Here is a 22,824-nt window from a genome sequence, read left to right as displayed (position 1 = left end):
TGCGTGTTTATCAAGATTCCAATAGTTTGTCCGAAAGGTTTTCAATGCAGTAAGCTCTACCTTTAGCACTCAGGATATAGCCTGTGCCGCCACCATGGTAATCCTGAATATACCTGTGACGTTCTAACACGTCGATGTCATATTGAACCTTGATATTGCTATTTTCACTTTCCTTTAGAAGCTCTTCAAAACTAGCAAATTCGGACTCTGTACTAATTTTGCCAATGGTTGCCAAGAGTCTTTCCTGAGAAGGCTCTAGTTCTGGAAGCGGGTCCTTTTTCGGGAGCGGCATGGTTTGTTGAGTTTTGGTTTGATTCTCGATTTCATCTTTGAGTTCTCGTATCGATACCTTCAGCTTAGCGATTTCTTCGTCTCGATCTTTCAAGATGGCGCGATGTTCTCGATACAAATCATTACTTAGGCCGCGCAGCTCTTTGGCCTCCTCCTCTGTTACGGGTGTTTCGTCTTCAATGCGCTGGCGAACTTGTTTGAGTTCCTTTCTTTTGTTTAAAGTGAACTCAAATATTCCTTTTTCGATGAAGGGATAGACGAAGATGTATGCGGCCGAAGTGGCGAGGGGGCCGACTCCTAAGTGTACCGCCCAAAACCAGGTGCTGGATTCCCAGATCAGTCCGAGTAGGTCAATTGCTAAGAATTTATCGGATGGGCTTAGTGATGATGTAAGAATCACTATCATTCGATAATTCCAGAGTATCCAAGATATGCTGAAGGAAAAGATCAGTGGGCTACCGAGCCTGTCGTAAAGCTGTGCCTTAACTGTCTTAATTAGATCATCCATACAGCCGCCCCAAAAAAATCACACTCTTGAAATTGTAAAGGAGTCAACTAGGTGGTGCAAGGTTGATGTAAAAATGTTCCGCAACTCTACGTAACCGCCTTTAAATTCAAGCGCTTGCAGGGCGTGATATTGCATGTATTGCGGAAACAGAATTGTCGTAAATCACTGTTTTAAATAGGAAAGTATAGAGACTTGAAAACTGCCGACGGTGAGAGCCGTTCGTGAGTTCGAATCTCACACGCAAGGCCCCTGCGGGCCTTGCGTGTGAGATTCGAAGGGCATGGCCCTACCGGGCCATCCCGCTCCGAATCGTCCATCTGCTGGCGCACAGCGCCAGCCCCGCGCGCCGAGGGCGCGCGTTTCACACCTACTCATCAATCAACGGCTCGGCCCGTGCTCAGTGCTGCGATCGCCCCAGATTCGGATCACGTGCTAATCTGTATAGAGACCGCACTTTGTTAGCAGTGCAGAAAAGGCTCATCATGTTCGGCTTTTGCATGACCATACGGGAAAACTTTGCATCGTTCCGCGACGAAGAAACGGGGACGGTTGTCGGCGTAGCTCTCGCAAGCGATGCCCATTACTTCCCATGATCTGAACGTACTGACGGCGCGGCCGTCGATGCGGTGCTCGGGCCCTGAAATCGAAGCGGCGCGCGGCGATGCCAGAAACGCGATCAAGTCGGCAACCTCTTCGGGCTTGGCTGGCCGCCCAAGACGGCAGCATCGAGCAGCTCCCCCAGTGCGTTCATCGACTGTTTGTTGGATAGAAAACCGTTCGGACAACTGAGTGTTGATCGGCTGTGAGCTGCCTCTGTATTGTTGCTTGTCAGGTTATTTTATTTTATCGATGCAATTAAATGCCATTTATAAACTTCGCACGATATAAATTAAATTAATAATTTCAGATTTATTAGCGTAGTATTCTCCGCAGTGTTGATGCAGCATTGCCCCTGATTGAATGTGGTGGCTGTTTTTGCATACTGTGGCTAATTGCTGAATTTCAGAGAAATATTTTATTTCGGCTAGTCAATTATTAATTTAATTATTTAAGGTATTTATGTATCCCTATTCTAAATCTGTTACCCCTGCCGTTCGTACCCATTTGGAAGCGCAAAATGCGTTCTTGAATGACGTGTCGAAATCGATCTTTAATTCGTTCCAGCAATTCAGCAACCTGAACATGCAGTTGGCGCAGACCTTGCTGGAAGAAACCACCATTGCCAGTCAGCAGCTGTTGACCGCTGACCAGCAGACCGACGCTGCATCGGCCGTCGCCTCGCGCGCTCAGCCAGTAGCCGACAAGTTGCGCGCCTACCAGCAGCACCTTTCGACCTTGGCTGCAGACACCCAAGTCGACTTGTCGCGGGTTACCGAAGAGCACGTCAAGGAAACCGCGCAGACTGCCAACGCACTGGCCCAAGAAGTTGCCCGTACCTCGGTCGAGGACACCGAGCGCAATGTGCAGAAGCAGCAGGAATCGATCCGCCAATTTACCGATCCGTTCACCAAGAACAGCGGCAAACGCGGTAACGGCAGCGAGCCACCGCGTGGTAGCGCGAGTATGCAAAGCGGCTCGGGCGGTAATGCGCAGGGCGGTTCACCTGAAGGCGGCAAGGGCACCGGCAAACCTGCTTAATTCTCGCGATAATAAAAAACGCCCAAGGTAAGCGGAACCCCGAAAGTTGGACACAACTTTCGGGGTTTTTTAGTTAATCAAAAAAATTACCTTCGCTGACATGGAGATCCTGATACGCTCCATCAAAGTCGTTGAGGTAATGGTTGGCCCAACCGACCGGAAGACTCGGGGCTTGTGTAACGATGAGTTGAGGGGTTCGCCTTGATCGGCCATTAATGCCCGAAACCCAGCAATTACCAGGTTCCTTTCGTACTGTAACGACTGGCTCAGCGTCTCTGCGCCAGCTTGGTTCGCTCTTCACATAATAGTGAACGTGGGCCCGGAAATTACGCGGCCTCAACAAAGCGTCTTTTCCTCGCCAATTTGCCGTCAACGTGAATTGCCAATCCCACATCACAGCCCGCAAGTTTGGCCCCGAAGAAAGTGCGGCCACGCGCCACCATGGCGCGCTTCATTGTCTTGCCTTCGTTGCGGGGATGAAAGAACCGGTTTCGATCTGATTCCCCGGCTGAGCAAGCGCGAGGCCGAGGTGCTGGCCTGCGTCGCCCAAGGCCACACTAATCCGCAAATCGGCGCGCTGCTGGGGATCGCGACGGAAACGGTGAAATCACATTTGAAAAACTTGTTGCATAAATTAGGCGCCAGTAACAGGACGGAGGCCGTGATGATCGCCACGAGACACCGCTTGCTTGAGCTTTGAATTGAATGTCGCTGAAATGGGAGCATTGAGTTGGATATCGAAGAGCTGCAAACATTCGTGGAAGTCGCCGATGCCGGAGGCATTTCCGCCGCCGCGCTCCGGCTCGGAGTGGCCAAGTCGATCGTCAGCCGCCGCCTCGCCCGGTTGGAGGCCGATCTCGGTGTCCAGCTGCTCTCGCGTACCACGCGCGGCGCGGCGCTGACGGAGGCGGGCCTCACCTTCCGCGACTATGCGTCCCGGGTCTGTGGCGAGATCGCGCTGGCCCGGGATACGATTTCGCCGGTCGGCGAGCTGCGCGGCCGCCTGCGCGTGGCGGCGCCGCTGTCGGTTAGCCCGACGCACTTCGCGCCCGTGCTGGCGGAAATGGCACGACGCCATCCGCTGCTGCAAATCCATACCTGCTACAGCGATCACATGATCGACCTGGTCGCGGACGGCTACGACTGCGCGATACGGCTGGGCTTTCTACAGGACTCTGACAATCGATCGTATCGTGGTCGCTGGCGTTTCGGTAGTCGCACCAGCTGACTTACTGAGGCGCGCGAAGTGGAACAGGCGGCGCCGTTCCCCGATCTGGAACACAGCATCGCGATGGGCGGCACTAGCATCGGCCCATCGGCGCTCGGCTGGGTGACCAATGCGCAGTCCATCATGCATATCTCCGAGCTGGGCGTGAAGGCACCCGGCTGGCCGCGCTGCGCCATTCGGGCGCCGGCAAAGCCGATGCGTGCGCTCGGCTATGCCCAGATCGATGTGGACGAAGCCGCCAACGATATTCGTCAACGGGATGCCGCGCGCCTGTCAAGCGATAGCCCCGCCATCCACGGCCAGGATGGCGCCGGTGATCACGTTCGCGGCGGCGCTGGCCAGGAAGACCACGGCGCTGGCCACCTCATGCGGCTCGCCGAAGCGGCCCAGCGACGACATGCCGCGCTGAAAATCGGCGGCCGGGCCATCGGCTGGATTGGCGTCGGTATCGGTCGATCCCGGCAGAACCAGGTTCACGGTGATGCCCTGCGGGCCGAGTTCGCGCGACAGGCCGCGCGTGAACGAGAGCAGCGCCGACTTGGACATCGCGTAGGCCGTCACGCCAGGGAAAGGCACGCGCTCCGCCAGGCCCGAGCCGATCGAAATGATGCGTCCACCCTTGGGCAGGTGCGGAATCACCGCCTTGGCAAACAGTACCGGGCCGCGTACGTTGACGTCCATCAGCGTCTGATAGGCGTCCAGTTCGATGTCGGCGATCATGCCGTTGAGGCCGACCGCCGCGTTGTTGACGAGGATATCGATCCCGCCCAGCGCCGCCACGGCTTCATCGACGGCCCGCGTAATGGCTTGCGGGTCGGCGCTGTCGGCCTGGATGGCGAGGCCGCGACGTCCCTTGGCTGCGATGGACTTGGCTACCGCATCGGCCTTGCCGCTCGCGTGCTGGTAAGTAAATGCGACATCCGCGCCGTTCTCCGCCAGCGCCAGCGCGATGGCCGCGCCTATGCCGCGCGCACCGCCGGTTACCAGCGCCCGCTTCCCTTTTAAATCAATCATTGTTCGCCTTTCTGTGTTGAGGTTACGTGGCTCATTGCACACACAGGGCGATATTAGGATGCCGCCGGGCCGCTTTGTAGCCCCGTCAACAGCCACTCTGCGTCCCGCAAATCAGAACACTCATGCACTGAACTGTGCGATCAACATATCGGTCAGTACGCGGATTTTGCGGATGGAATTTTGACCCGGTGGGCGGACGACATAAATACCCGACGGCTTCGGCGGATAGCGCAGCATCACCGGCACCAGCGCGCCGGAGGCAATATGCTCGGTGATCACGCTGTCGGAAAGATAGCCGAGGCCCAGGCCTGCAACGGCCGCTGCTGCCAGGGCGGTCGGATTGTCGGCCTTGAAGTGTCCCTGGGGATGCACCGTGATGGTTTTCTCGCCGTCCAGGAATCGCCAGCTTTCCGATCCCTGCATGAGCGATTGGTGATCGAGAAGGTCTGCCGGCGTTTCGGGCGCGCCGTACTCCTTGACATAGTCGGGGCTCGCCACCAGCTTGCCGTGGATGCTGCCGACACGCCTCGCCAGCAGGCTGGAACTTTGAAGATGGCCAACCCGGATCGCGCAATCGTACCCCTCGCTGACCAGATCGACGGTGCGATCGCTGTAGGAGGTGTGAATGCGCAGCAGTGGATAGCGCCGCGCCATCGCGGCAAGTACCGGGGCAAAATGTGTCGGCCCGAACGAGACCGGCGCGGCGATGCGGAAGCGGCCACGCAGCTCGCCGCCCGGAATCATGGTGTCCCTGGCGGCGTCGAGCTCGGCCAGTATCCGGGTGGCGTGCTCGCGAAAAGCCATGCCCGCTTCGGTCAGGGCGGCGCCACGGGTTGTGCGGGCCAAAAGCTGCACGCCAAGGTCGCTTTCAAGCCTTGAAAGCTGGCGGCTGACGATGGATTTCGCGACACCCAAGCGGCGCGCGGCGGGGGACAGTCCACCGGCGTTGGCGACCTCGATGAAGGTTTCGAAATCTTCAATGTTCAAAGTATTTTCCTGTGCGCGCCTGTGCCGCGGCGCCTGGTGCTTACCGCGATGCGGCGGTGTTGTCGAAAGGGCGATGCTGTGTCGCAGATGCGCCTACTATTCTGCGAACCGAAAGCTTCATAAGATGCATCAGCAAATATTTTAACCAAGGGAGTGCATGTTGATGAAGAAGTTCGTGACAACCGCAGGGAACACCGTGGACGCTTCTGTCCAGGCCGACATCGAAGGGGTATTGCAAACCTACGAGACCGCGCTGAACGCATCGGATACCAATACGGTGCTGACCGTATTCGCGCCGGACGGCGTCTTCATGGCCCCGAACAGTCCGTCGACGGTCGGCGCCGATGCCATCCGGGCTGCCTACAACGGCATCTTTCAGGCGATCACCTTCGATACCGAGTTGACCGTCGAGGAGGTGGTACAGGTGGCTCCGGGATGGGCGTTCGTCCGCACGAGCTCGAATGGACATGTTACCGTGAATGCGATCAAACAGCGCGTTCCCGACGCCAATCACGAACTGTTCATTTTCCAAAAAGGCGATGACGATGCGTGGAAGATTGCGCGCTACTCGTTCGCGACGACCAACCCGCTGCCACGGTAACTGATTGGTCTGGAACTACACCGCCGGCACGCAAGAACGATTGCGACGGTTCTCATTTAGTCTTGCTCTTGCGGACGTAGTCACAGAAGTCATCCAGCACCGGCACGATCACGAGCGCCATCAGCACCAAGGCTAGCGGCACGGTCGCGACGTAGCCGACGTGCTTGAATCCCAGCGCACCAACGAGTGCGCCGATAGCAAAAGATGAGGCCAGCGTGGTTAGAACCTTGAGCCGAAACTTATCCGCCGTCACCTTCAACGTGCTGCCCATCCTAGGGCTATTCCAGTAAAAAAGCTTGCCCAATTCGATGCCGATATCGGTGACGATGCCGGTGATGTGGGTGGTTCTGATTTCTGCATTCGATAGCTTGGTGATGACCGCATTTTGCAACCCCATGATAAAGCACAGCAGCATCACGGTCACCGAGAAAAAGACGCCGTCGATGGCGGCCAGCTTGGAACCCAGCAGTCCAAAGCACAGCAACAGTCCGGCTTCGAACAACAAGGGGAAAGCATATTCGCTATGCATATAGTGCCGGCGCGAATAGTTGACCATCGCTGCGGAGCATGCAGCCCCCACCAGGAAGGAGACCAGCGCCCCGGCGCCTGTCAGTACCAGGTCATACGCGCCGAGGGCGATGTGGTCTGCCATGGCGGAAACAATGCCGGTCATGTGGGATGTGTATTGCTGCACCGCTAGAAAGCCGCCTGCGTTGATTGCGCCTGCCACGAAGGCCAGTACGCAGCCTAGCTGGAAATTCGCGTCCTTGCTGCGGCTTCTGCCAGTGAGCTTGCGCGAAAAATTGAGGGGCATAGTGAAACTCTCCGCTGAAGAAGTTTCACTATAGCAGCTATCTAAAAATCATAGCTGGCACCGCCCCACAATTCCGGTCAATTTACTTCAGGCGGTACGCCAGCTCGGCACCGGCTTGACGCAGCGCACCTTGCACCGCCGGCACGCTGGAGATCGGGTTGAGCAGGCCGTAATCGTGGATCAGGCCGTTGTAACGCGTCGAGGTAACCGGAACGCCGGCTTCTTCAAGCTTGCGGGCGTAGGCTTCGCCTTCATCACGCAGGACGTCGAACTCGGCGGTCTGAACCAGCGCTGGCGGCAGGCCTTTCAACTGGTCGACCGTGGCGCGCAATGGCGAGGCGTGGATTTCGTTGCGTGCCGCTTCGCTGGTGGTGTAGTTATCCCAGAACCACTTCATCATATTGCGGGTCAAGAAGTAGCCGTTGTCGAATTGCTGGTACGAACCGGTGTTGAAATTAGCATCGGTCACAGGCCACAGCAGTACTTGCGCGCGCAGCTTCGGTTGTCCTTGCTCCTTGGCCATCAGCGCCACCACGGCCGCCATGTTGCCGCCCACGCTGTTGCCTGCCACTGCCAGGTGGCTGCCGTCGACATTGATTTCCTTGCCGTGTGCGGCCACCCACTTGGTTGCGCCGTAAGCCTGGTTGATGGCGACGCCATAGCCTGCTTCCGGGGATGGCGTGTAATCGACAAATACAGCGGCGGCGCCGGAGTTCACTACCAGGTCGCGCACCAGGCGCTCGTGGGTAGGGAAGTCGCCGAGTACCCAGCCACCGCCGTGGAAGAACATGAAGGCAGGCAGCGTGCCCTTGGCGCCGGCTGGACGGACGATGTGCAGTTTCACGTCTTTGCCATCAACCTTGATGACTTTTTCCGACACGTCGGCCTGGGGCAGGGCGGCGCCTTTCTGTGCACCGACCAGTACTTGGCGGGCGTCGGCAGGACTCATTTTTTCCAGTGGAGGTGCATTCTCAATCGCCTTCAGGAACGGGACGACTTGCGGATTAACGCCAGTGTAGTCGGTGGCAAAAGCGCCGCTCGATGCGATGGCCAGTGCGGAGGCGATGGAGAGTTTGGTCAGAGTTTGCATGATATGTCCTTATTTAAGTTGTTGGCTAATTGATCGCTAACTATTTATTCCAAGTTTGAGATGCTGCTCCTAGGTGCGTGAAGCCATAATAAATAGCGTGCGATCAAATTGCAAGCAATATTTTTCGATTTCTCAGGGCCTGGGCAAATGGGAGGGATGCCTTGCCCCGGCGGCGGCTTGTTTCCAGCAGTCATCGATCAAGGTATCATATGACGTCAATTTTTTGAGAGGTCATGATGGCAAACGATTGGGATTGGAATCCAGAGAAGCAAAAGAGCATCGTCGTGCAGCAGGTCGATGCGATTGCGATCTACACCAATGTGCGTGGCGAGATTGTGATTCGCCAGCAGGGCTTTGCGGGTGAGGAGGATGCTATCGTTGCCTTCCCAAGAGCCTATGCCGATACGATCATCGCCGCGCTAACCGCCGAGGCGAGCAAGGGATAATCACGCGAGAGCACTGGCGAGCCATTTTTCGGCCCGCCATGTGCTTTTCTTTTTTTGTGATATAGTTAGGACTCCTATTTTAAAGGTGTGAGTCATGAAATGCATCGCTCTCTATCACGTTGGTTTTGAAGATCTCGGTACGTTTGCCGCGCCGCTGGAGGCGCGCGGCTATCAAATCGTTTATCAGCATGGGAGCAAGCCGCTGACTGAGGCACAATGGCGCGAGACAGAGTTGGTGGTGGTGCTCGGCGGGCCGATCGGAGTCGGCGACACCGCCCTGTATCCGTGGCTGGCCGATGAGATCGCCGGCATCAAGCTGCGCATGCAATTGAAGAAGCCGACGCTGGGTATCTGCCTTGGCGCGCAACTGATTGCGGTGGCCTTGGGCGGCGAGGTGGCTGGTCGTGAGGCGGGCAAGGAGATCGGCTGGTCGCCGGTGGATATTTGCGAGCATGCCGGCCCGCTGGCGCATCTGCGCGGCGTGCCGGTGCTGCACTGGCATGGCGACAATATCCGCTTGCCCGAAGGTGTGCCGTCGATAGTCTGGACGCCGGGTACGCCGTGTCAGGCGTTCGTGGTGGGCGACCATGTGCTGGGAATTCAGTTCCATGCCGAGTTTGAGCCGGCTGCACTGGAGCAGTGGCTGACCGGGCATGCGGTGGAGTTGCAGCAGGCGGGTGTCGACCTCCATCGCTTGCGCGAAGATACGCAGCGTTATGGCGAAGATCTTGGCCGCGCTGGCAGGGCGGTGATCGAGGCGTGGCTGAAATGAGCGAGATTGCGTCGCTGTTTATCGGCAAGGCTAAGCCGCTGCTGCGCGCGGGGCATGACGAGGTGATGAGCGGCATCGTGAAGACGGCGCACGCGGGCAAGGTGTGGCTCTCGTTCAACGGTCTTCACGGCGATGAGCAGGGCGACCGCATGTATCACGGCGGGCCTGAGAAGGCTTTGCATCATTACGCGGCAGAGCACTACGGCTACTGGCGCTCGCTGTACCCGGCCAGTCCGGTGGCGATGGCGCCGGGGGCGTTCGGCGAGAATGTATCTACCGTCGGCATGACGGAGCAGGATGTCTGCATCGGCGATATTTACCAAGTTGGATCGGCGCTGGTGCAAGTGTCGCAGGGGAGGCAGCCGTGCTGGCGATTGAATCGCCGCTTGCAGCGCGACGATGCCGCGCTCAATATGCAAAGCGCTGGCGCAACGGGCTGGTATTACCGTGTGCTGTGCGAAGGCTGGATTGCGCAGCACGATAAGTTTGAACTGGTGCAGCGTCCACGGCCGGAATGGCCGATGCAGCGCTTGATTGCCGCGCTGTTTTCGCAGCGCTTGCAGCGGGACGAGTGGCAGCAAGCGTCGCGGATAGAGCAATTGTCTTCGAACTGGCGGACGACGTTTGAACGGCGCGTTCAACAGGGGCAGGTTGAGGACTGGACACGGCGCTTATGCGAGGTTTGACTGTCACCCGTCTGTGAGCCTGTCAGAAAAGCTGTCAACGACCTGGATCAACAGTGTTTAACCTGAATCCGTATCGCATTTACACTGGCCGTTCTCCCAACAGGCTAGAGGATGCGACGATATGGATGATCTTTGCGGCGTTAGTCTTTCACGGCGGAACTTGTTGATTGCGGGCGCGTTGTCGGCCACGGCCACAGCGGTTCCCCTGGCGGCCGAGGCTCAGCAGGAGCCTGCCTCGGCTCCGCCCGCCACCAGCAAATTCTCACTGCGCGTCAATGGCAAGCAGCACACGCTCGAACTCGATACGCGTACCACGCTGCTCGATGCTTTGCGTGAACATTTGCATCTCACCGGCACCAAGAAAGGCTGCGTTCACGGCCAGTGCGGGGCGTGCACGGTGATTGTCGATGGCCGCCGCATCAATTCCTGCCTCACCTTGGCCGTCATGCACGACGGCGGCAAGATCACGACCATTGAAGGCCTCGGCACGCCGGAGAAATTGCATCCGATGCAGGCTGCCTTTATCAAGCACGACGGCTATCAATGCGGCTACTGTACGCCGGGGCAGATCTGTTCCGCCGTGGCAGTGCTTGATGAAATCAAGCAAGATATTCCCAGCCACGTCAGCGAAAATCTCACCGCCAAGCCGCTGCTGAACGAAGCTGAACTGCGCGAGCGCATGAGCGGCAATATCTGTCGCTGCGGCGCCTACTCCAATATCATCGACGCGATTACCGAGGTGGCGACATGAAGGCCTTCACCTACCAGCGCGCACAGTCGCCCGCCGAGGCGGCAGCGGCGGCGGCCCGCACACCCGGCGCGCGCTTTATCGCCGGCGGCACCAATCTGCTGGATTTGATGAAGCTGGAAATCGAAACGCCAGCCCATCTCATCGACGTCAACGGCCTCGCGCTCGATCAAATCGAGGCCACCCCAGGCGGCGGTTTGCGCATCGGCGCGCTGGTGCGCAACACCGACCTCGCGGCCGATCCGCGCGTGCGGCGCGATTACGCCGTGTTGTCGCGCGCCTTGCTGGCCGGCGCTTCCGCCCAGCTGCGCAACAAGGCCACCACCGCCGGCAACCTGTTGCAGCGCACGCGCTGTCCTTACTTCTACGATACCAACCAGCCTTGCAACAAGCGCGATCCCGGCAGCGGCTGCTCGGCCATCGGCGGCTACAGCCGCAACCATGCGATTCTCGGCGCTAGCGAGGCGTGCATCGCCACCCATCCGAGCGATATGGCGGTAGCGATGGCGTTGTTGGATGCGACTGTCGAAACCGTCAAGCCGGACGGCGCCACACGCACCATCCCGATTGCGGATTTTCATCGCCTGCCCGGCAACACGCCGCACATCGAACACGCTCTAACGCAAGGCGAGTTGATCACCGCCGTAACGCTGCCCAAGCCCAGCGGCGGTGTGCACATTTATCGCAAGGTACGCGACCGCGCCTCATACGCTTTCGCACTGATTTCGGTGGCGGCGATTGTGCAGCCGGATGGTGGCGGCCGCGTGGCGCTCGGCGGCGTAGCGCACAAGCCATGGCGCATGCCGGCCGCTGACGCCAGCATGGCGCAAGGCGCGCCAGCCGTGGCCGAGCGCTTGCTGGCCGGCGCCAGGCCCAGTGCGGAGAGCGCTTACAAAATAACGCTGGTGCAGCGCACGTTAGCCGCCGTGCTGGCCGATGCTAGAAAGGGCTGAACCGATGAAATTTACCACGCCTGCCACCACCAATCCCATCGATCAACTGAAAGTAATCGGCCGCGCCACCGATCGGATCGACGGCCCCTACAAAACCACCGGCACCGCGCCGTATGCATACGAACATCAGAAGCCGGCTGCTTATGGCTATGTGGTCGGCGCGGCGATAGCCAAGGGCCGCATCACGTCGCTTGATGTGAGCGCGGCCAAGCGCGCGCCCGGCGTGCTGGCGGTCGTCACTGCGGATTCCGCAGGCAAGCTCGGCAAGGGCGATTTCAACACCGCCAGGCTATTGGGCGGGCCGGAGATTCAGCACTATCATCAGGCGATTGCACTGGTAGTGGCGCAGACTTTCGAGCAGGCGCGCGCAGCTGCGCAGCTGGTGCAGGTTCAGTACAGCAAGCAGCAGGGCGCTTACGATCTGGCCAAGGTGCGCGACACGGCCAAGCCGGACAAGGACAAGGAAAACAAAGACCAGCAGGTGGGCGATTTCAACAAAGCCTACAGCGCTGCGCCGGTGCGGCTGGACGCCAGTTACACCACGCCCGACCAGTCGCACGCAATGATGGAGCCGCACGCTTCGCTGGCCGAGTGGCAAGGCGACAAGCTCACGCTGTGGACTTCCAACCAGATGATCAACTGGGGCAAGGGCGACATGGCAAAGACGCTGGGCATCCCCGAGGACAAGGTGCGGCTGGTGTCGCCCTACATCGGCGGCGGTTTCGGCGGCAAGCTGTTCCTGCGTTCCGAGGCGCTGCTGGCGGCGCTGGGCGCCAAGGCTGCCGGGCGGCCGGTCAAGGTCGCGTTGCAACGGCCGCTGATGATGAACAACACCACGCACCGGCCGGCCACCATCCAGCGTATCCGCATCGGCGCCAGCCGCGAAGGCAAGATCAGCGCCATCGCGCACGAAAGCTGGTCGGGCGATCTCCCCGACGGCAAGCCGGAAACGGCCGTGCAGCAAACCAAGCTGCTGTATGCCGGGCCGAACCGGATGACGCGCATGCGGCTGGCTGTGCTGGATCTTCCCGAGGGCAACGCTATGCGCGCGCCGGGAGAAGCGCCGGGCCTGATGGCGCTGGAAATCGCCATGGATGAAATGGCGGAAAAGCTGAAGATGGATCCGATTACTTTCCGCATCATCAACGACACCACCGTGGATCCGGCCAAGCGCGAGCGCAAGTTTTCGCAGCGCCGCCTGGTCGACTGCCTGCGCATCGGCGCAGAGCGCTTTGGCTGGGACAAGCGCAATCCACAGCCGGGCCAGATGCGCGATGGCCGCTGGCTGGTGGGCATCGGCATGGCGTCGGCGTTCCGTAACAACCTGGTGCAGAAGTCCGCCGCGCGCGTGCGCCTGGACAGCCAGGGCGTGGTGACGGTGGAGACCGACATGACCGATATCGGCACCGGCAGCTACACCATCATCGCCCAGACCGCGGCCGAGATGATGGGCGTGCCGCTCACGCAAGTGGTGGTCAAGCTTGGCGATTCGGACTTTCCGGTGTCCGCCGGTTCCGGCGGGCAGTGGGGCGGCAACAGTTCGACGGCGGGCGTGTACGCGGCCTGCGTCAAGCTGCGCGAGCTGGCGGCGCAAAAGCTGGGTCTCGACCAGCGCGTGGCCGAATTTGCCCACGGCTCGGTGCGGGCGGACGGCCGCATCCTGCCGCTGGCCCAGGCTGCGGCCAATGGCGAGCTGGTGGCCGAGGACACCATGGAATACGGCGATCTCGACAAGAAGTTCCAGCAATCGACCTTTGGCGCGCATTTTGTGGAAGTCGGTGTTGACGCCGCCACGGGAGAAGTGCGCGTGCGCCGCATGCTGGCCGTGTGCGCTGCGGGCCGCATCCTCAATCCGAAGTCCGCGCGCAGCCAGGTCATCGGCGCGATGACCATGGGCGTGGGCGCAGCCTTGATGGAACATCTGGTGATCGACCAGCGCGGCGGTTTTTTCGTCAACCATGATCTGGCCAGCTACGAGGTGCCGGTGCATGCCGACATTCCGCACCAGGAGGTGATCTTCCTTGATGAAACCGACCCCATCTCCTCGCCGATGAAGGCCAAGGGCGTGGGCGAACTGGGCATCTGCGGCGTGGGGGCGGCGGTGGCCAACGCCATCTACAACGCCACCGGCGTGCGAATCCGCGATTACCCGATCACGCTGGACAAGCTGATCGCAAAAATGCCAGCCAATCTGAGTTAGTGCTATCCTAGACCAACGTTCTGAATAAGGAGGATATATGCCTGCCTCTCACGACACCTACACGCGCACGCAAGGGTTGAAGCGAACCTATGACGTGGAATACACGGCGCTGCGCTACAAGATCTCCCTCGGCAATAAAGTGCTCAAGGATATAGAACTCGGCCTGCAATCGGCGCCGGTGCTCGATGCCGAGGTCGCCTGGCGGCACGCGGTGGCCGATATCGAAAACCTACGGGGCATGACCGAGCAATAGCTTATCGCCGCTTACCGCTTTGGCTGGGCGGCGAACCACGGCTTCAGGCGGCGGATCGCTTCGGCGATCTCCGGCGTGGAGACCGCAAAGCTGAAACGGATGAAGTACTTGCCGTCGACCGGATCGAAATCGATGCCGGGTGCAGTGGCTATGCCTGTGTCTTCCAGCAGCCGCTTGCAGAAGGACAGGCTGTCGTCGGTCAGGTGTGCGATGCTGGCGTAGATGTAAAACGCGCCATCGGGCGGTGCGACCGTGGTCAGGCCCAGTTCCGGCAGGGCGGCCAGCAGCAGGCGGCGGTTTTCGCGGTAGACGTCGATGTGGCTTTCCAGTTCATCCAGCGCATCAAACGCGGCCAGGCCGGCGTGTTGGCTCAATGAGGGCGCCGTCAGGAACAGATTGCCGCAGTAGGCTTGCGCGCGTTCGATGTGTTCCATCGGCGCCAGCAGCCAGCCGAGACGCCAGCCCGCCATGCTGAAGTATTTCGAGAAGCTGCTGACTACCAGCGCCTGCGGCTCGTAGGCGAGGATGGTCTGCGCCGGTTCCACGTAGCTGAGGCCGTGATAAATCTCGTCCGAGATGATGCGGATGCCGCGTTCGCGGCACACCTTGACGATGGCTTGCAGCTCCTCAGCCTTGATCAGCGTGCCGGTCGGATTGGCTGGACTGGCGATGATGACGCCTTGCGGCGCCGGTTCCACTGCGGCCAGCGCGGCGGCGGTCAGCTGGAAACCGACGTCCGCGCCGCAGGCGATTTCCACCGGCTCCATGTGCAGCGCCTTCAACGTATTGCGATACGCCACGTAGCCGGGCCGCGCCATGGCGATGCGGTCGCCCGGCGAGAATAGCGAACTCAAGGCCAGCACCAGCGCCGGCGAGGCGCCGCAGGTCAGCACGAACTGGTCGGCACTCACGTGCACGCCGTAGCGCTCCTGATAAAACTGCGCCAGCCGCTGCTTGAGCGGCGCGCTTTCCCAATAGCCCATGCTTTCCGCATCCAGCACTTCATGCGCCTTGGCGATGGCGGGCTTAGGCGCGCCGGTCGACGGCTGGCCGAATTCCATATGGATGATCGAGCGGCCCTGGGCTTTCAGGGCGTGCGCCAATTTGCTGATGGCGATGGCGTGGAAGGGTTCAAGTTGCGCATTCATGCTTCGATTATACTGTTGCCTGTAACATAAAAAAAGCAAAGGTTGGCGGGTATGACGATACGATGGAAGCGGTGGGCGATAGGCGCGGCGAGCGCGGTCGGGGTGTACGCGGTGGCGGGCTTTTGGCTGCTGCCTAGCGTTATCAGGAGCCAGCTTCCGAAGTATGCCGAGACCGAACTGGAGCGCAAGGCCAGCATCGGCCAGCTCAGTTTTAATCCGTTCACGCTGCGGCTGGAGGCGCATGAGGTGCGCTTTACCGAGGCCAATGATGCGCCGCTGTTTGCTGTGGGCGGCTTGGCTGTCGAGATGCAGTGGCGCTCGCTGTTCCGCCGCGCTTGGAGTTTCGCCGAGATACGCATCACCGAGCCGGCCTTGCAGCTGGCGATCGCCAAGGATGGCAAGTTCAATATCGCCGAGTTACTGGCGACGCTGGATAAGCATAAGAAGGATGAGCCAGACTCGCCGATGCCGCGTCTCATCATCGAGCACTTTGCGATGGATGGCGGCAAGGTGGTGATGCACGATCAGCATGCCGGCTATAACGACACTTTCACGCCGATCACCTTCTCGCTGAATAATTTGAGTACGCTGCCGGACGCAAACGGCGATTACACGCTGAGCGCGGATGCGGGCCTGGGCGGCAAGTTGCGCTGGAAGGGCGTAGCGGCGGTTAATCCTATCGGTGGCAGCGGCGTGCTGAGCTTGGAGAATGTGTCGTTGCCGGGTGTGGCGGCGTATTTGAAGTCGTTCTCGCGGATTGTGGTGGCGGATGGGAAGTTGTCGGCGCAGTTGCCGTACAAGTTCGCCTACAAGGATGGCAAGCTGGATGCCAGCTTGTCGGGCGCGGGACTGAGCTTGAGTGATTTGTCGCTGAAGCGCGGCGTTGATGCGCCGTTCGTGAAGTTGAAGCAATTGGCGGTCAGCGATGTTGGCGTGGATTTGTTGAAGCGGTCGGTGGTGGTTGGCGGCTTGCAGTTGAATGGTGGTGCGCTGGCAGTGCGTCGTGATGCGCGCGGTGACTTGGACGTGGCGGGCTTGATGCTGCCAGCGCCGGCAAGCGCGCCCGCAGCCAAGCCAGCCACGTCTACGCCAGGCTGGAAGGTGCAGCTTAAGCAGGTCGGCCTGGATGCGGTCGCGCTCAGTTACGTTGATCAGACCGTGAGTCCGGTGCTGAAGGTGACGGCTGATAATGCAAAGTTGAAGCTGGGCTTGCAGATGGATGGCGATAAGCTGAGCATCGATGGTGCTGCATTCGCCATGGATAACGTGGCGATGAATAGCGGCTCGCTCGCGCCGCTGAAGTTGGTGCGGATTGGCTTTGATGAGGCGTCGGTCGATATCGCGGCGCGCAAGGCCAGCGTGGGGCGCCTGTACGCAGACGGCGGCCAGCTCGACCTGTCGCGCGACGCGCAAGGAAAGTTCCTGTTCCTCGCAGCGCTGCCGGGCTCCAGCAGCGCCGCACCCGTGTCCGCTGCGGCCACGCCGGGCGCAGCGCCGGCCACCGCCGCGTCGCCGGCTTGGGTGGCAGATGTTAAGTCGGTTGAGCTGAATAAGTTTGGGGCGCGTTACGACGACGCGGCGACCGGCATCAAGGTTAATCTGCAAGACTTCAATTTGAAGGTGCGCGATGCTGGTACGGATTTGAAGAAGCCGCTGGCGTTTGAGGGCGGTGTCGGTTTGCGCGAGGGCGGGCAGTTGACGGCTAAGGGCAAGGTTGTGCCGTCGTCCGGTGCGGTGGATGTCGATCTCAATCTCAGCAAGCTGGCGCTGGCGCCGGTGCAGCCGCTGCTTGGCAAGTACGTAAAGCTGAAGATCGCCGAGGGCGCGATCAATGCGCAGGGCCGCTTGCGCACTGGCGCGGGCGGCAGCAAGGCCGATCCGGCGCTGCGCTATGACGGCTCGTTGGAAGTGGCTGAACTCTCCCTCAACGAACTCGATAACGACCGCTTCGCGCATTGGAAGACCGTGCGCGCGGACAAGGTGGCGCTCAGCCTGAAACCTGATTTACTGGACGTGGCAGAACTGCGCGTTGTCGAGCCGAATGCGATTCTGATTATTGAGAATGATCGCAGCTTCAATGCACAACGGTTGCTGGTGGAACAGCCCGCGCCGGCCCAGCCTGCGCCGCAAGCTGCGGCGGCGCCAGCCGCCGAGCCATTCCCGATCCGCATGCGTCGCGTGCGCGTACAGAACGCCAAGCTGGACTTCACCGACTTGAGCCTGCGTCCGCAATTCGCCGCCAAGATTTATGAGTTGAACGGCGTGATCACCGGCCTCTCGTCCAAGCGCGACGCGCGCAGCCAGATCGAGCTGGACGGCCGCGTCGATGACTACGGCCTTGCCCGCGTGCGCGGCCAACTGAATCCATTCGTGCCGGCCGATAACACCGACATGAATGTGCTGTTCAAAAACGTCGACATGGTCTCGGCCTCGCCGTACAGCATGAAATTCGCCGGCTACAAAATCGCCGAAGGCAAAATCTCGCTCGACCTGCAATACAAAGTCCGCAACAACCAGCTGGAAGGCAATAACCAAGTCATCCTCGACAACCTGACGCTGGGCGAACGCATCGACAGCCCGGACGCACTCAAGCTGCCGCTGGAGCTGGCGCTGGCCATCCTCAAGGACAGCAACGGCCGCATCGACCTCGGCATCCCGGTTTCCGGCAACCTGAACGACCCGGACTTCAGCTACGGCGCAGTGGTGTGGAAAGCGCTTGGCAACATCATGACCAAGATCGTGACCTCGCCATTCCGCATGCTGGGCAGCTTGTTCGGCGTCAGCGGCGAGAAGCTGGAAACGGTGGACTTTGATGCCGGCAGCGACGTGGTGCTGCCGCCAGAACGCGAGAAGCTGCAACACGTCGCCAAAATCCTCGCCAAGAAACCGGATCTGAAATTGGCCGTGCCAGCGGCGTACAACGACGCCAATGACAGCGCAGCCTTGCGCGCACAAGCCCTGCGCCGCGTGGTGCTGGCACGCGCCGACATCAAGCTGGCAGCGGATGAACAGCCCGGCCCGCTGGACATCGGCCAGCGCAAAGTACGTGGCGCACTGCGCGACCTGTACGCCGAACGTTTCGGCACGTCAGAGCTGGACAAGCAAAAGAAAGCCGCCGAAAGCGCCGCCGGTGCAGAAGAGGTTACGCCGAAAAAGCTGCCGGTGTTGCAGCGTCTGGGTAAGATGGTGCAGGGTGAGCCGCAAGTCGCAGACGCCACCGCGTTCTACGACAAGCTGCAAGAACGCCTTGAACAAAACCAGCCACTGCCGAAGGACGCCTTGCCGCAACTGGGCGCCAAGCGTGCAGCGGCGATCATGGCGGTGTTGAAGGACGCGGGCGCACCACTCGCAGCCGCCAAAGCCACAGCGCCAGCTACCACCGACAGCGATGCCGGCAAGCCGGTCGCGCTGAAGCTGGAATTGTCGGCAAGATGAGCCAGGAAAAAACGCAAGCGCCCGGTAATCCCTGGCTAGCCGGACTGGCACTGCTGTGTAGCCAGTTATCGCTGAACGTGGGTGCGGCGATTGCCAAGCACCTGTTTGGCAAGGTCGGCGTGGAGGGCGTGACGGCCTACCGCGTTGGTATTTCGGCGCTGGTGATGCTGCTGATCTTCCGCCCATGGCGCACGCCGCTGACGCTGAAGCAGGCCATCAACGTCGCCATCTACGGCTCGGTGATCGGCTTGATGAACCTGCTGATTTATCGCTCCTTCAGCCGCATCCCCATGGGCATTGCGGTGGCGATTGAAGTGGCGGGGCCGCTGACGGTGGCGGTGCTGGCTTCGCATCGCCCACGCGATTTCGTCGCCGTGTGTCTGGCCGTGGCCGGTTTGTACTTCCTGTTGCCGATTCATGGCCACGTCGATCAACTCGATCCGGTTGGCGTGGCGTACGCGGCTGGCGCCGCCGTGTGCTGGGCCTTGTACATCATCTACGGCAAGCGCGTGTCGTCGATGTCCGGCGGGCAGTCGGTTGCGTGGGGCATGCTGGCGGCGTCGATGTTCATCGTGCCGATCGGCGCGTATCACGCGGGCCAGGCGCTGCTGACGCCGTCCTTCCTGCTGGTCGGCGCGGCGATTGCGGTGATGTCGAGCGCGATTCCGTACACGCTGGAGATGCTGTCGATGCGCACGCTGTCGTCGCGTACTTTCAGCATGTTCAGCAGCGCCGCACCGGCCTTGAGCGCGCTGGCCGGCATGGCGGTGCTGGGCGAACATTTGACGGTCACGCAGTGGTCGGCAATTGCCGCCATCGTGGCCGCGTCGGCACTGACCTCGTTACGCTAGTCGGTGCTGCTGATCATCGCGGCCGGGATTGCGATCTTCGTGTGCCTGGTGCTGCACCTCGTGTTCATCGGCATTGCCGCCAAGCGCCTCGGCCGTTCGCCGGTGCTGTGGGTGCTGATCGCGCTGTGCACCATGCCGATTGCTTCCATCATCGGCCTGATTTTGTTCGAGTGGTTCAGCGAACACGATAAACCTGCCGCCGTTTAAAACCACTTGCCAGCCGTGAACGGGATCGTCTAGTATCGATCCCGATGCACTCAGCATCGACGTCGCTCGGACGGATCCGGGCGCTTACGTGGACAATTCATGACTGACTCTTCATCGCCGCGCAGCTTTGCGCGCATCGATCGCTTACCCCCATACGTTTTCAATGTCACCGCCGAGCTCAAGCTCGCGGCACGCCGTCGCGGCGAGGATATCATCGACATGTCGATGGGTAATCCCGACGGCGCCACGCCGCCGCACATCGTGAGCAAGCTGGTCGACACGGTACAACGTCCCGACACCCACGGCTACTCGGCCTCGAAAGGCATCCCGCGCCTGCGCCGCGCCATCTCCAAGTGGTACAAGACGCGCTACGACGTCGAGTTCGACCCGGACTCGGAAGCCATCGTCACCATCGGCTCCAAGGAAGGCCTGGCGCACTTGATGCTGGCGACGCTGGATCAAGGCGACACGGTGCTGGTGCCGAATCCAAGCTACCCAATCCACATCTGGGGCGCGGTGATTGCCGGCGCGAATATCCGCTCGGTGCGCATGACGCCCGGCGTCGACTTCTTCGACGAACTGGAGCGCGCGGTGCGCGAGAGCTACCCGAAACCGAAGATGATGATCCTCGGCTTCCCATCGAATCCGACTGCGCAGTGCGTGGAGCTGGAGTTCTTTGAGCGCGTGGTGGCGCTGGCCAGGCAGCACAACATCCTGGTGGTGCATGATCTGGCCTACGCGGACATCGTGTTCGACGGCTGGAAAGCGCCGTCCATCATGCAGGTGCCGGGCGCGCGCGAGGTGGCGGTGGAGTTCTTCACGCTGTCCAAGAGCTACAACATGGCCGGCTGGCGCGTCGGCTTCATGGTCGGCAACAAGGAGCTGGTGGCGGCGCTGGCGCGCATCAAGAGCTATCACGATTACGGCAGCTTCACGCCGGTGCAGGTGGCGGCGATTGCGGCGCTGGAAGGCGATCAGGAATGCGTGAGCGAGATTTGCGCGCAGTATCAAAGCCGCCGCGACGTGCTGCACAAGGGCTTGTGCGAGGCCGGCTGGCCGGTCGATAAGCCGAAGGCGTCGATGTACATCTGGGCCCGCATCCCGGAGGCGTATCGCCATCTCGGTTCGCTGGAGTTTTCCAAGCTGCTGCTGGCCGAGGCCAAGGTTTGCGTCTCCCCCGGCATCGGCTTCGGGGAGTACGGCGACGAGTACGTGCGTTTCGCGCTGATTGAGAACGAGGCCCGCATCAGGCAAGGTCTGCGTGGTATCAAAGCCATGCTGCGCAAGACCAGCGTCTAAAATCTGCACGAAGTTTAAGCCGCATCAAATCATGTGTTTGATGCGGCAGCTACCGTAGCTTCCTGGACCTCATCTACGGAGCTACCATCATGTCCCACTTTCCAACAGGGGCCAGCGCGCGGCGTCTGGTTGCCTCAGTCCAAAAACTCGAACGTACCTTGACCACGGCAGGCTTGCCGCGTTTTATGGCGCGCCTGCCGGTGTGCTGGCTGTGCTGGCATTACTGCCGCATGCTCGATCAGAAGACGGCCAGCATGAAGCGCATCGCCGTTAAATTTGACCGCTGGGGGCCGAGCATCCGCGAAATCTCGCCGGTGGCGCAGGAAAAGCAGGAAATGCTCGACCTCGATCACAGCATGCGCACCGACATTGAATTCACCAAGAACACCATGATGGAACTGCGCGATTATTGCACCGACATCGGCCGCATGTTCGAGCAGCTCGGCTACGAGTCGGCCGGCCTGAAGCGCCGGCAGGCGGCGCTGGTGCAAGTGCTGGAAGCCTCGTGCGCCTCTGCCAGCCGCATGCAGGAAGCGCTGACCCGGCACGACGAGGCGGTGCTGGCGCGGCTGCGGGCCGAGGCGGATTCGGCAGCGGCAGCCGCAGCGCGGGCCTTGGTCTCCGGTTAGAAACCTTCGAGTACGATCTTGCCCTTGGCGGTATTGCTCTCGATCAGGGCGTGTGCGCGCTTGAGGTTGGCGGCGTTGATCTTGCCGAAGCGCTCCGCCAGCGTGGTTTTCACCGCGCCGGTTTCCACCAGTTTGGCCACGTCGTTCAGCAGTTGGTGCTGCTTCTGGATATCGAAGGTCTGGAACATCGAGCGGGTGTACATGAATTCCCAGTGCAGCGAGACGCTCTTGCGTTTCAGCGTGCGCACGTCGATCGATTCCGGGTCGTCGATCAGGGCGACCTTGCCTTGTGGCGCGACCAGTTCGCTGATGGCGTTCCAGTGGTGATCAGTCTGGTTCAATGCTGCGACATACGTCACCGGTGGCAGGCCGAGGCGGGCGATTTCTTCGTTCAGCGGCTTGCTGTGATCGATGACGTGGTGCGCGCCCAGCTGTTTGATCCACTCGCCGGTTTCAGGACGCGAGGCGGTGCCGATGATGGTCAGGCCGGTCAGCTGGCGCGCCAGTTGCACCAGGATGGAACCGACGCCGCCCGCCGCGCCAATCACCAGCAGCGACTTGCCCTGCGTGGAGCCGGCGTCGCGGCACACTTGCAGGCGGTCAAACAGCAGCTCCCACGCGGTGATGGTGGTCAGCGGCAGCGCTGCGGCTTGGGCGAAATCGATATTCTTTGGCTTGAAGCCGACGATGCGTTCGTCTACGAGATGCAACTCGCTGTTGGTGCCCGGGCGGGTCAGGTCACCTGCATACCAGACCTCGTCGCCAACCTTGAACAGCGTTACGTCCGGGCCGACGGCTTTTACCACGCCGGCGGCATCCCAGCCGATCACCTTGGCTTGGCCTTCGGCCGGCGGCACGTTGCGGCGAATCTTGGTGTCGACCGGGTTGACCGAGATGGCGCGCACTTCAACCAGCAGGTCGCGGCCAGCGGCTTGTGGCGCTGGCAGTTCAATGTCGATCAGGGAATCGGCGTGGTCGATAGGCAGGGACTGGCGGTAGGCAATGGCTTTCATTCAAATGCTCCGA

General features: G+C 60.5%; 22 protein-coding genes and 2 pseudogenes. 16 read left to right on the top strand and 8 right to left on the bottom strand.

Annotated features, from left to right (window positions below):
• Positions 1 to 10: 10 nt before the first annotated feature.
• Together GTP45_RS15585 and GTP45_RS28715 are read right to left on the bottom strand one after the other, a co-directional pair.
• Positions 11 to 799, bottom strand: a complete 789-nt coding sequence (locus GTP45_RS15585; RefSeq protein WP_161014759.1) for a hypothetical protein — start codon at positions 797 to 799, stop codon at positions 11 to 13.
• 599 nt (positions 800 to 1,398) lie between these two features.
• Positions 1,399 to 1,596, bottom strand: a pseudogene (locus GTP45_RS28715) (SDR family oxidoreductase); the annotation flags it as partial.
• Positions 1,597 to 1,858: 262 nt separating this feature from the next.
• Here GTP45_RS28715 and GTP45_RS15575 point away from each other — a divergent pair.
• The 3 genes from GTP45_RS15575 to GTP45_RS15565 all read left to right on the top strand — a co-directional run bounded on the left by GTP45_RS15575 (position 1,859) and on the right by GTP45_RS15565 (position 3,665).
• A complete protein-coding gene (locus GTP45_RS15575; protein WP_161014758.1) occupies positions 1,859 to 2,437 on the top strand; it encodes a phasin family protein in 579 nt (192 codons plus the stop codon).
• A 307-nt stretch (positions 2,438 to 2,744) separates the two neighbouring features.
• A complete protein-coding gene (locus GTP45_RS29320; RefSeq protein WP_371874461.1) occupies positions 2,745 to 3,137 on the top strand; it encodes a response regulator transcription factor in 393 nt (130 codons plus the stop codon).
• Positions 3,138 to 3,167: 30 nt separating this feature from the next.
• Complete coding sequence (locus tag GTP45_RS15565) at positions 3,168 to 3,665, top strand: LysR family transcriptional regulator (protein WP_229258477.1); 498 nt, start codon at positions 3,168 to 3,170, stop codon at positions 3,663 to 3,665.
• Between the two features lie 273 nt (positions 3,666 to 3,938).
• Here GTP45_RS15565 and GTP45_RS15560 read toward each other — a convergent pair whose 3' ends face one another.
• Complete coding sequence (locus tag GTP45_RS15560; protein ID WP_161014757.1) at positions 3,939 to 4,679, bottom strand: SDR family NAD(P)-dependent oxidoreductase; 741 nt, start codon at positions 4,677 to 4,679, stop codon at positions 3,939 to 3,941.
• 120 nt (positions 4,680 to 4,799) lie between these two features.
• On the bottom strand, positions 4,800 to 5,666 hold the full coding sequence (locus GTP45_RS15555; protein ID WP_161014756.1) for a LysR family transcriptional regulator: 867 nt from the start codon (positions 5,664 to 5,666) through the stop codon (positions 4,800 to 4,802).
• A gap of 163 nt (positions 5,667 to 5,829) precedes the next feature.
• Between GTP45_RS15555 and GTP45_RS15550 the strand changes: the two genes are divergently transcribed.
• Complete coding sequence (locus GTP45_RS15550) at positions 5,830 to 6,267, top strand: YybH family protein (protein WP_161014755.1); 438 nt, start codon at positions 5,830 to 5,832, stop codon at positions 6,265 to 6,267.
• 88 nt (positions 6,268 to 6,355) lie between these two features.
• Here the strand turns inward: GTP45_RS15550 and GTP45_RS15545 are convergent.
• Both GTP45_RS15545 and GTP45_RS15540 read right to left on the bottom strand, forming a co-directional pair.
• Positions 6,356 to 7,081, bottom strand: a pseudogene (locus GTP45_RS15545) (YoaK family protein); the annotation flags it as partial.
• A gap of 82 nt (positions 7,082 to 7,163) precedes the next feature.
• A complete protein-coding gene (locus GTP45_RS15540; RefSeq protein ID WP_161014753.1) occupies positions 7,164 to 8,171 on the bottom strand; it encodes an alpha/beta hydrolase in 1,008 nt (335 codons plus the stop codon).
• Between the two features lie 233 nt (positions 8,172 to 8,404).
• Here GTP45_RS15540 and GTP45_RS15535 point away from each other — a divergent pair, with 233 nt between their 5' ends.
• From GTP45_RS15535 to GTP45_RS15505, 7 genes are all read left to right on the top strand, one after another.
• Positions 8,405 to 8,617: a hypothetical protein gene (locus GTP45_RS15535; protein WP_161014752.1), complete on the top strand. Its 213-nt coding sequence runs from the start codon at positions 8,405 to 8,407 to the stop codon at positions 8,615 to 8,617.
• Positions 8,618 to 8,711: 94 nt separating this feature from the next.
• Positions 8,712 to 9,389, top strand: coding sequence for a glutamine amidotransferase (locus GTP45_RS15530; protein ID WP_161014751.1), 678 nt, complete (start codon positions 8,712 to 8,714; stop codon positions 9,387 to 9,389).
• Complete coding sequence (locus tag GTP45_RS15525; protein WP_161014750.1) at positions 9,386 to 10,075, top strand: MOSC domain-containing protein; 690 nt, start codon at positions 9,386 to 9,388, stop codon at positions 10,073 to 10,075. The genes GTP45_RS15530 and GTP45_RS15525 overlap by 4 nt, the downstream gene beginning before the upstream one ends.
• Positions 10,076 to 10,196: 121 nt before the next feature.
• Positions 10,197 to 10,826 (top strand): aldehyde dehydrogenase iron-sulfur subunit PaoA, encoded by a 630-nt coding sequence (gene paoA / locus GTP45_RS15520; RefSeq protein WP_161014749.1) that lies wholly within the window; start codon positions 10,197 to 10,199, stop codon positions 10,824 to 10,826.
• Positions 10,823 to 11,776: an FAD binding domain-containing protein gene (locus GTP45_RS15515; RefSeq protein WP_161014748.1), complete on the top strand. Its 954-nt coding sequence runs from the start codon at positions 10,823 to 10,825 to the stop codon at positions 11,774 to 11,776. Before paoA ends, GTP45_RS15515 begins: the two co-directional genes overlap by 4 nt.
• 4 nt (positions 11,777 to 11,780) lie before the next feature.
• Positions 11,781 to 13,976, top strand: a complete 2,196-nt coding sequence (gene paoC, locus GTP45_RS15510; protein WP_161014747.1) for an aldehyde oxidoreductase molybdenum-binding subunit PaoC — start codon at positions 11,781 to 11,783, stop codon at positions 13,974 to 13,976.
• Positions 13,977 to 14,013: 37 nt separating this feature from the next.
• Positions 14,014 to 14,229 (top strand): hypothetical protein, encoded by a 216-nt coding sequence (locus GTP45_RS15505; RefSeq protein ID WP_161014746.1) that lies wholly within the window; start codon positions 14,014 to 14,016, stop codon positions 14,227 to 14,229.
• An 11-nt stretch (positions 14,230 to 14,240) separates the two neighbouring features.
• Here GTP45_RS15505 and GTP45_RS15500 read toward each other — a convergent pair whose 3' ends face one another.
• Entirely contained in the window at positions 14,241 to 15,377 is a 1,137-nt protein-coding gene (locus GTP45_RS15500) for an aminotransferase class I/II-fold pyridoxal phosphate-dependent enzyme (protein WP_161014745.1), read from the bottom strand.
• 51 nt (positions 15,378 to 15,428) lie between these two features.
• On the opposite strand from GTP45_RS15500, the gene GTP45_RS15495 reads away from it, so the two are divergent.
• From GTP45_RS15495 to GTP45_RS15475, 5 genes are all read left to right on the top strand, one after another.
• On the top strand, positions 15,429 to 18,812 hold the full coding sequence (locus GTP45_RS15495) for a DUF748 domain-containing protein (RefSeq protein WP_161014744.1): 3,384 nt from the start codon (positions 15,429 to 15,431) through the stop codon (positions 18,810 to 18,812).
• Complete coding sequence (locus GTP45_RS15490) at positions 18,809 to 19,663, top strand: EamA family transporter (RefSeq protein WP_161014743.1); 855 nt, start codon at positions 18,809 to 18,811, stop codon at positions 19,661 to 19,663. The genes GTP45_RS15495 and GTP45_RS15490 overlap by 4 nt, the downstream gene beginning before the upstream one ends.
• A 3-nt stretch (positions 19,664 to 19,666) precedes the next feature.
• Complete coding sequence (locus GTP45_RS15485; protein ID WP_161014742.1) at positions 19,667 to 19,870, top strand: hypothetical protein; 204 nt, start codon at positions 19,667 to 19,669, stop codon at positions 19,868 to 19,870.
• A 99-nt stretch (positions 19,871 to 19,969) separates the two neighbouring features.
• The gene (gene alaC / locus GTP45_RS15480) at positions 19,970 to 21,169 is read left to right on the top strand and encodes an alanine transaminase (RefSeq protein ID WP_161014741.1); all 1,200 of its coding nucleotides are present in this window, start codon (positions 19,970 to 19,972) and stop codon (positions 21,167 to 21,169) included.
• Between the two features lie 89 nt (positions 21,170 to 21,258).
• The gene (locus tag GTP45_RS15475; RefSeq protein ID WP_161014740.1) at positions 21,259 to 21,798 is read left to right on the top strand and encodes a hypothetical protein; all 540 of its coding nucleotides are present in this window, start codon (positions 21,259 to 21,261) and stop codon (positions 21,796 to 21,798) included.
• Here GTP45_RS15475 and GTP45_RS15470 read toward each other — a convergent pair.
• Entirely contained in the window at positions 21,795 to 22,811 is a 1,017-nt protein-coding gene (locus GTP45_RS15470; protein ID WP_161014739.1) for a zinc-binding alcohol dehydrogenase family protein, read from the bottom strand. The genes GTP45_RS15475 and GTP45_RS15470 overlap by 4 nt on opposite strands.
• Positions 22,812 to 22,824 lie beyond the last annotated feature (13 nt).

It is taken from the genome of Duganella rivi (genome assembly GCF_009857435.1).
Taxonomy (GTDB): Bacteria; Pseudomonadota; Gammaproteobacteria; order Burkholderiales; family Burkholderiaceae_D; genus Rugamonas; species Rugamonas rivi.
Note: the sequence above shows the minus strand (reverse complement) of the source record. Positions and strands in the feature narration are given on the sequence as shown.

Bases quoted from the DNA above. Each gene is read 5' to 3' on its own strand.
- GTP45_RS15585 (WP_161014759.1), bottom strand. From the start codon at position 799: ATGGATGATCTAATTAAGACAGTTAAGGCACAGCTTTACGACAGGCTC.
- GTP45_RS15575 (WP_161014758.1), top strand. From the start codon at position 1,859: ATGTATCCCTATTCTAAATCTGTTACCCCTGCCGTTCGTACCCATTTG.
- GTP45_RS15560 (WP_161014757.1), bottom strand. From the start codon at position 4,679: ATGATTGATTTAAAAGGGAAGCGGGCGCTGGTAACCGGCGGTGCGCGC.
- GTP45_RS15550 (WP_161014755.1), top strand. From the start codon at position 5,830: ATGAAGAAGTTCGTGACAACCGCAGGGAACACCGTGGACGCTTCTGTC.
- GTP45_RS15540 (WP_161014753.1), bottom strand. From the start codon at position 8,171: ATGCAAACTCTGACCAAACTCTCCATCGCCTCCGCACTGGCCATCGCA.
- GTP45_RS15535 (WP_161014752.1), top strand. From the start codon at position 8,405: ATGATGGCAAACGATTGGGATTGGAATCCAGAGAAGCAAAAGAGCATC.
- GTP45_RS15530 (WP_161014751.1), top strand. From the start codon at position 8,712: ATGAAATGCATCGCTCTCTATCACGTTGGTTTTGAAGATCTCGGTACG.
- GTP45_RS15525 (WP_161014750.1), top strand. From the start codon at position 9,386: ATGAGCGAGATTGCGTCGCTGTTTATCGGCAAGGCTAAGCCGCTGCTG.
- paoA (WP_161014749.1), top strand. From the start codon at position 10,197: ATGGATGATCTTTGCGGCGTTAGTCTTTCACGGCGGAACTTGTTGATT.
- GTP45_RS15515 (WP_161014748.1), top strand. From the start codon at position 10,823: ATGAAGGCCTTCACCTACCAGCGCGCACAGTCGCCCGCCGAGGCGGCA.
- paoC (WP_161014747.1), top strand. From the start codon at position 11,781: ATGAAATTTACCACGCCTGCCACCACCAATCCCATCGATCAACTGAAA.
- GTP45_RS15505 (WP_161014746.1), top strand. From the start codon at position 14,014: ATGCCTGCCTCTCACGACACCTACACGCGCACGCAAGGGTTGAAGCGA.
- GTP45_RS15500 (WP_161014745.1), bottom strand. From the start codon at position 15,377: ATGAATGCGCAACTTGAACCCTTCCACGCCATCGCCATCAGCAAATTG.
- GTP45_RS15495 (WP_161014744.1), top strand. From the start codon at position 15,429: ATGACGATACGATGGAAGCGGTGGGCGATAGGCGCGGCGAGCGCGGTC.
- GTP45_RS15490 (WP_161014743.1), top strand. From the start codon at position 18,809: ATGAGCCAGGAAAAAACGCAAGCGCCCGGTAATCCCTGGCTAGCCGGA.
- alaC (WP_161014741.1), top strand. From the start codon at position 19,970: ATGACTGACTCTTCATCGCCGCGCAGCTTTGCGCGCATCGATCGCTTA.
- GTP45_RS15475 (WP_161014740.1), top strand. From the start codon at position 21,259: ATGTCCCACTTTCCAACAGGGGCCAGCGCGCGGCGTCTGGTTGCCTCA.
- GTP45_RS15470 (WP_161014739.1), bottom strand. From the start codon at position 22,811: ATGAAAGCCATTGCCTACCGCCAGTCCCTGCCTATCGACCACGCCGAT.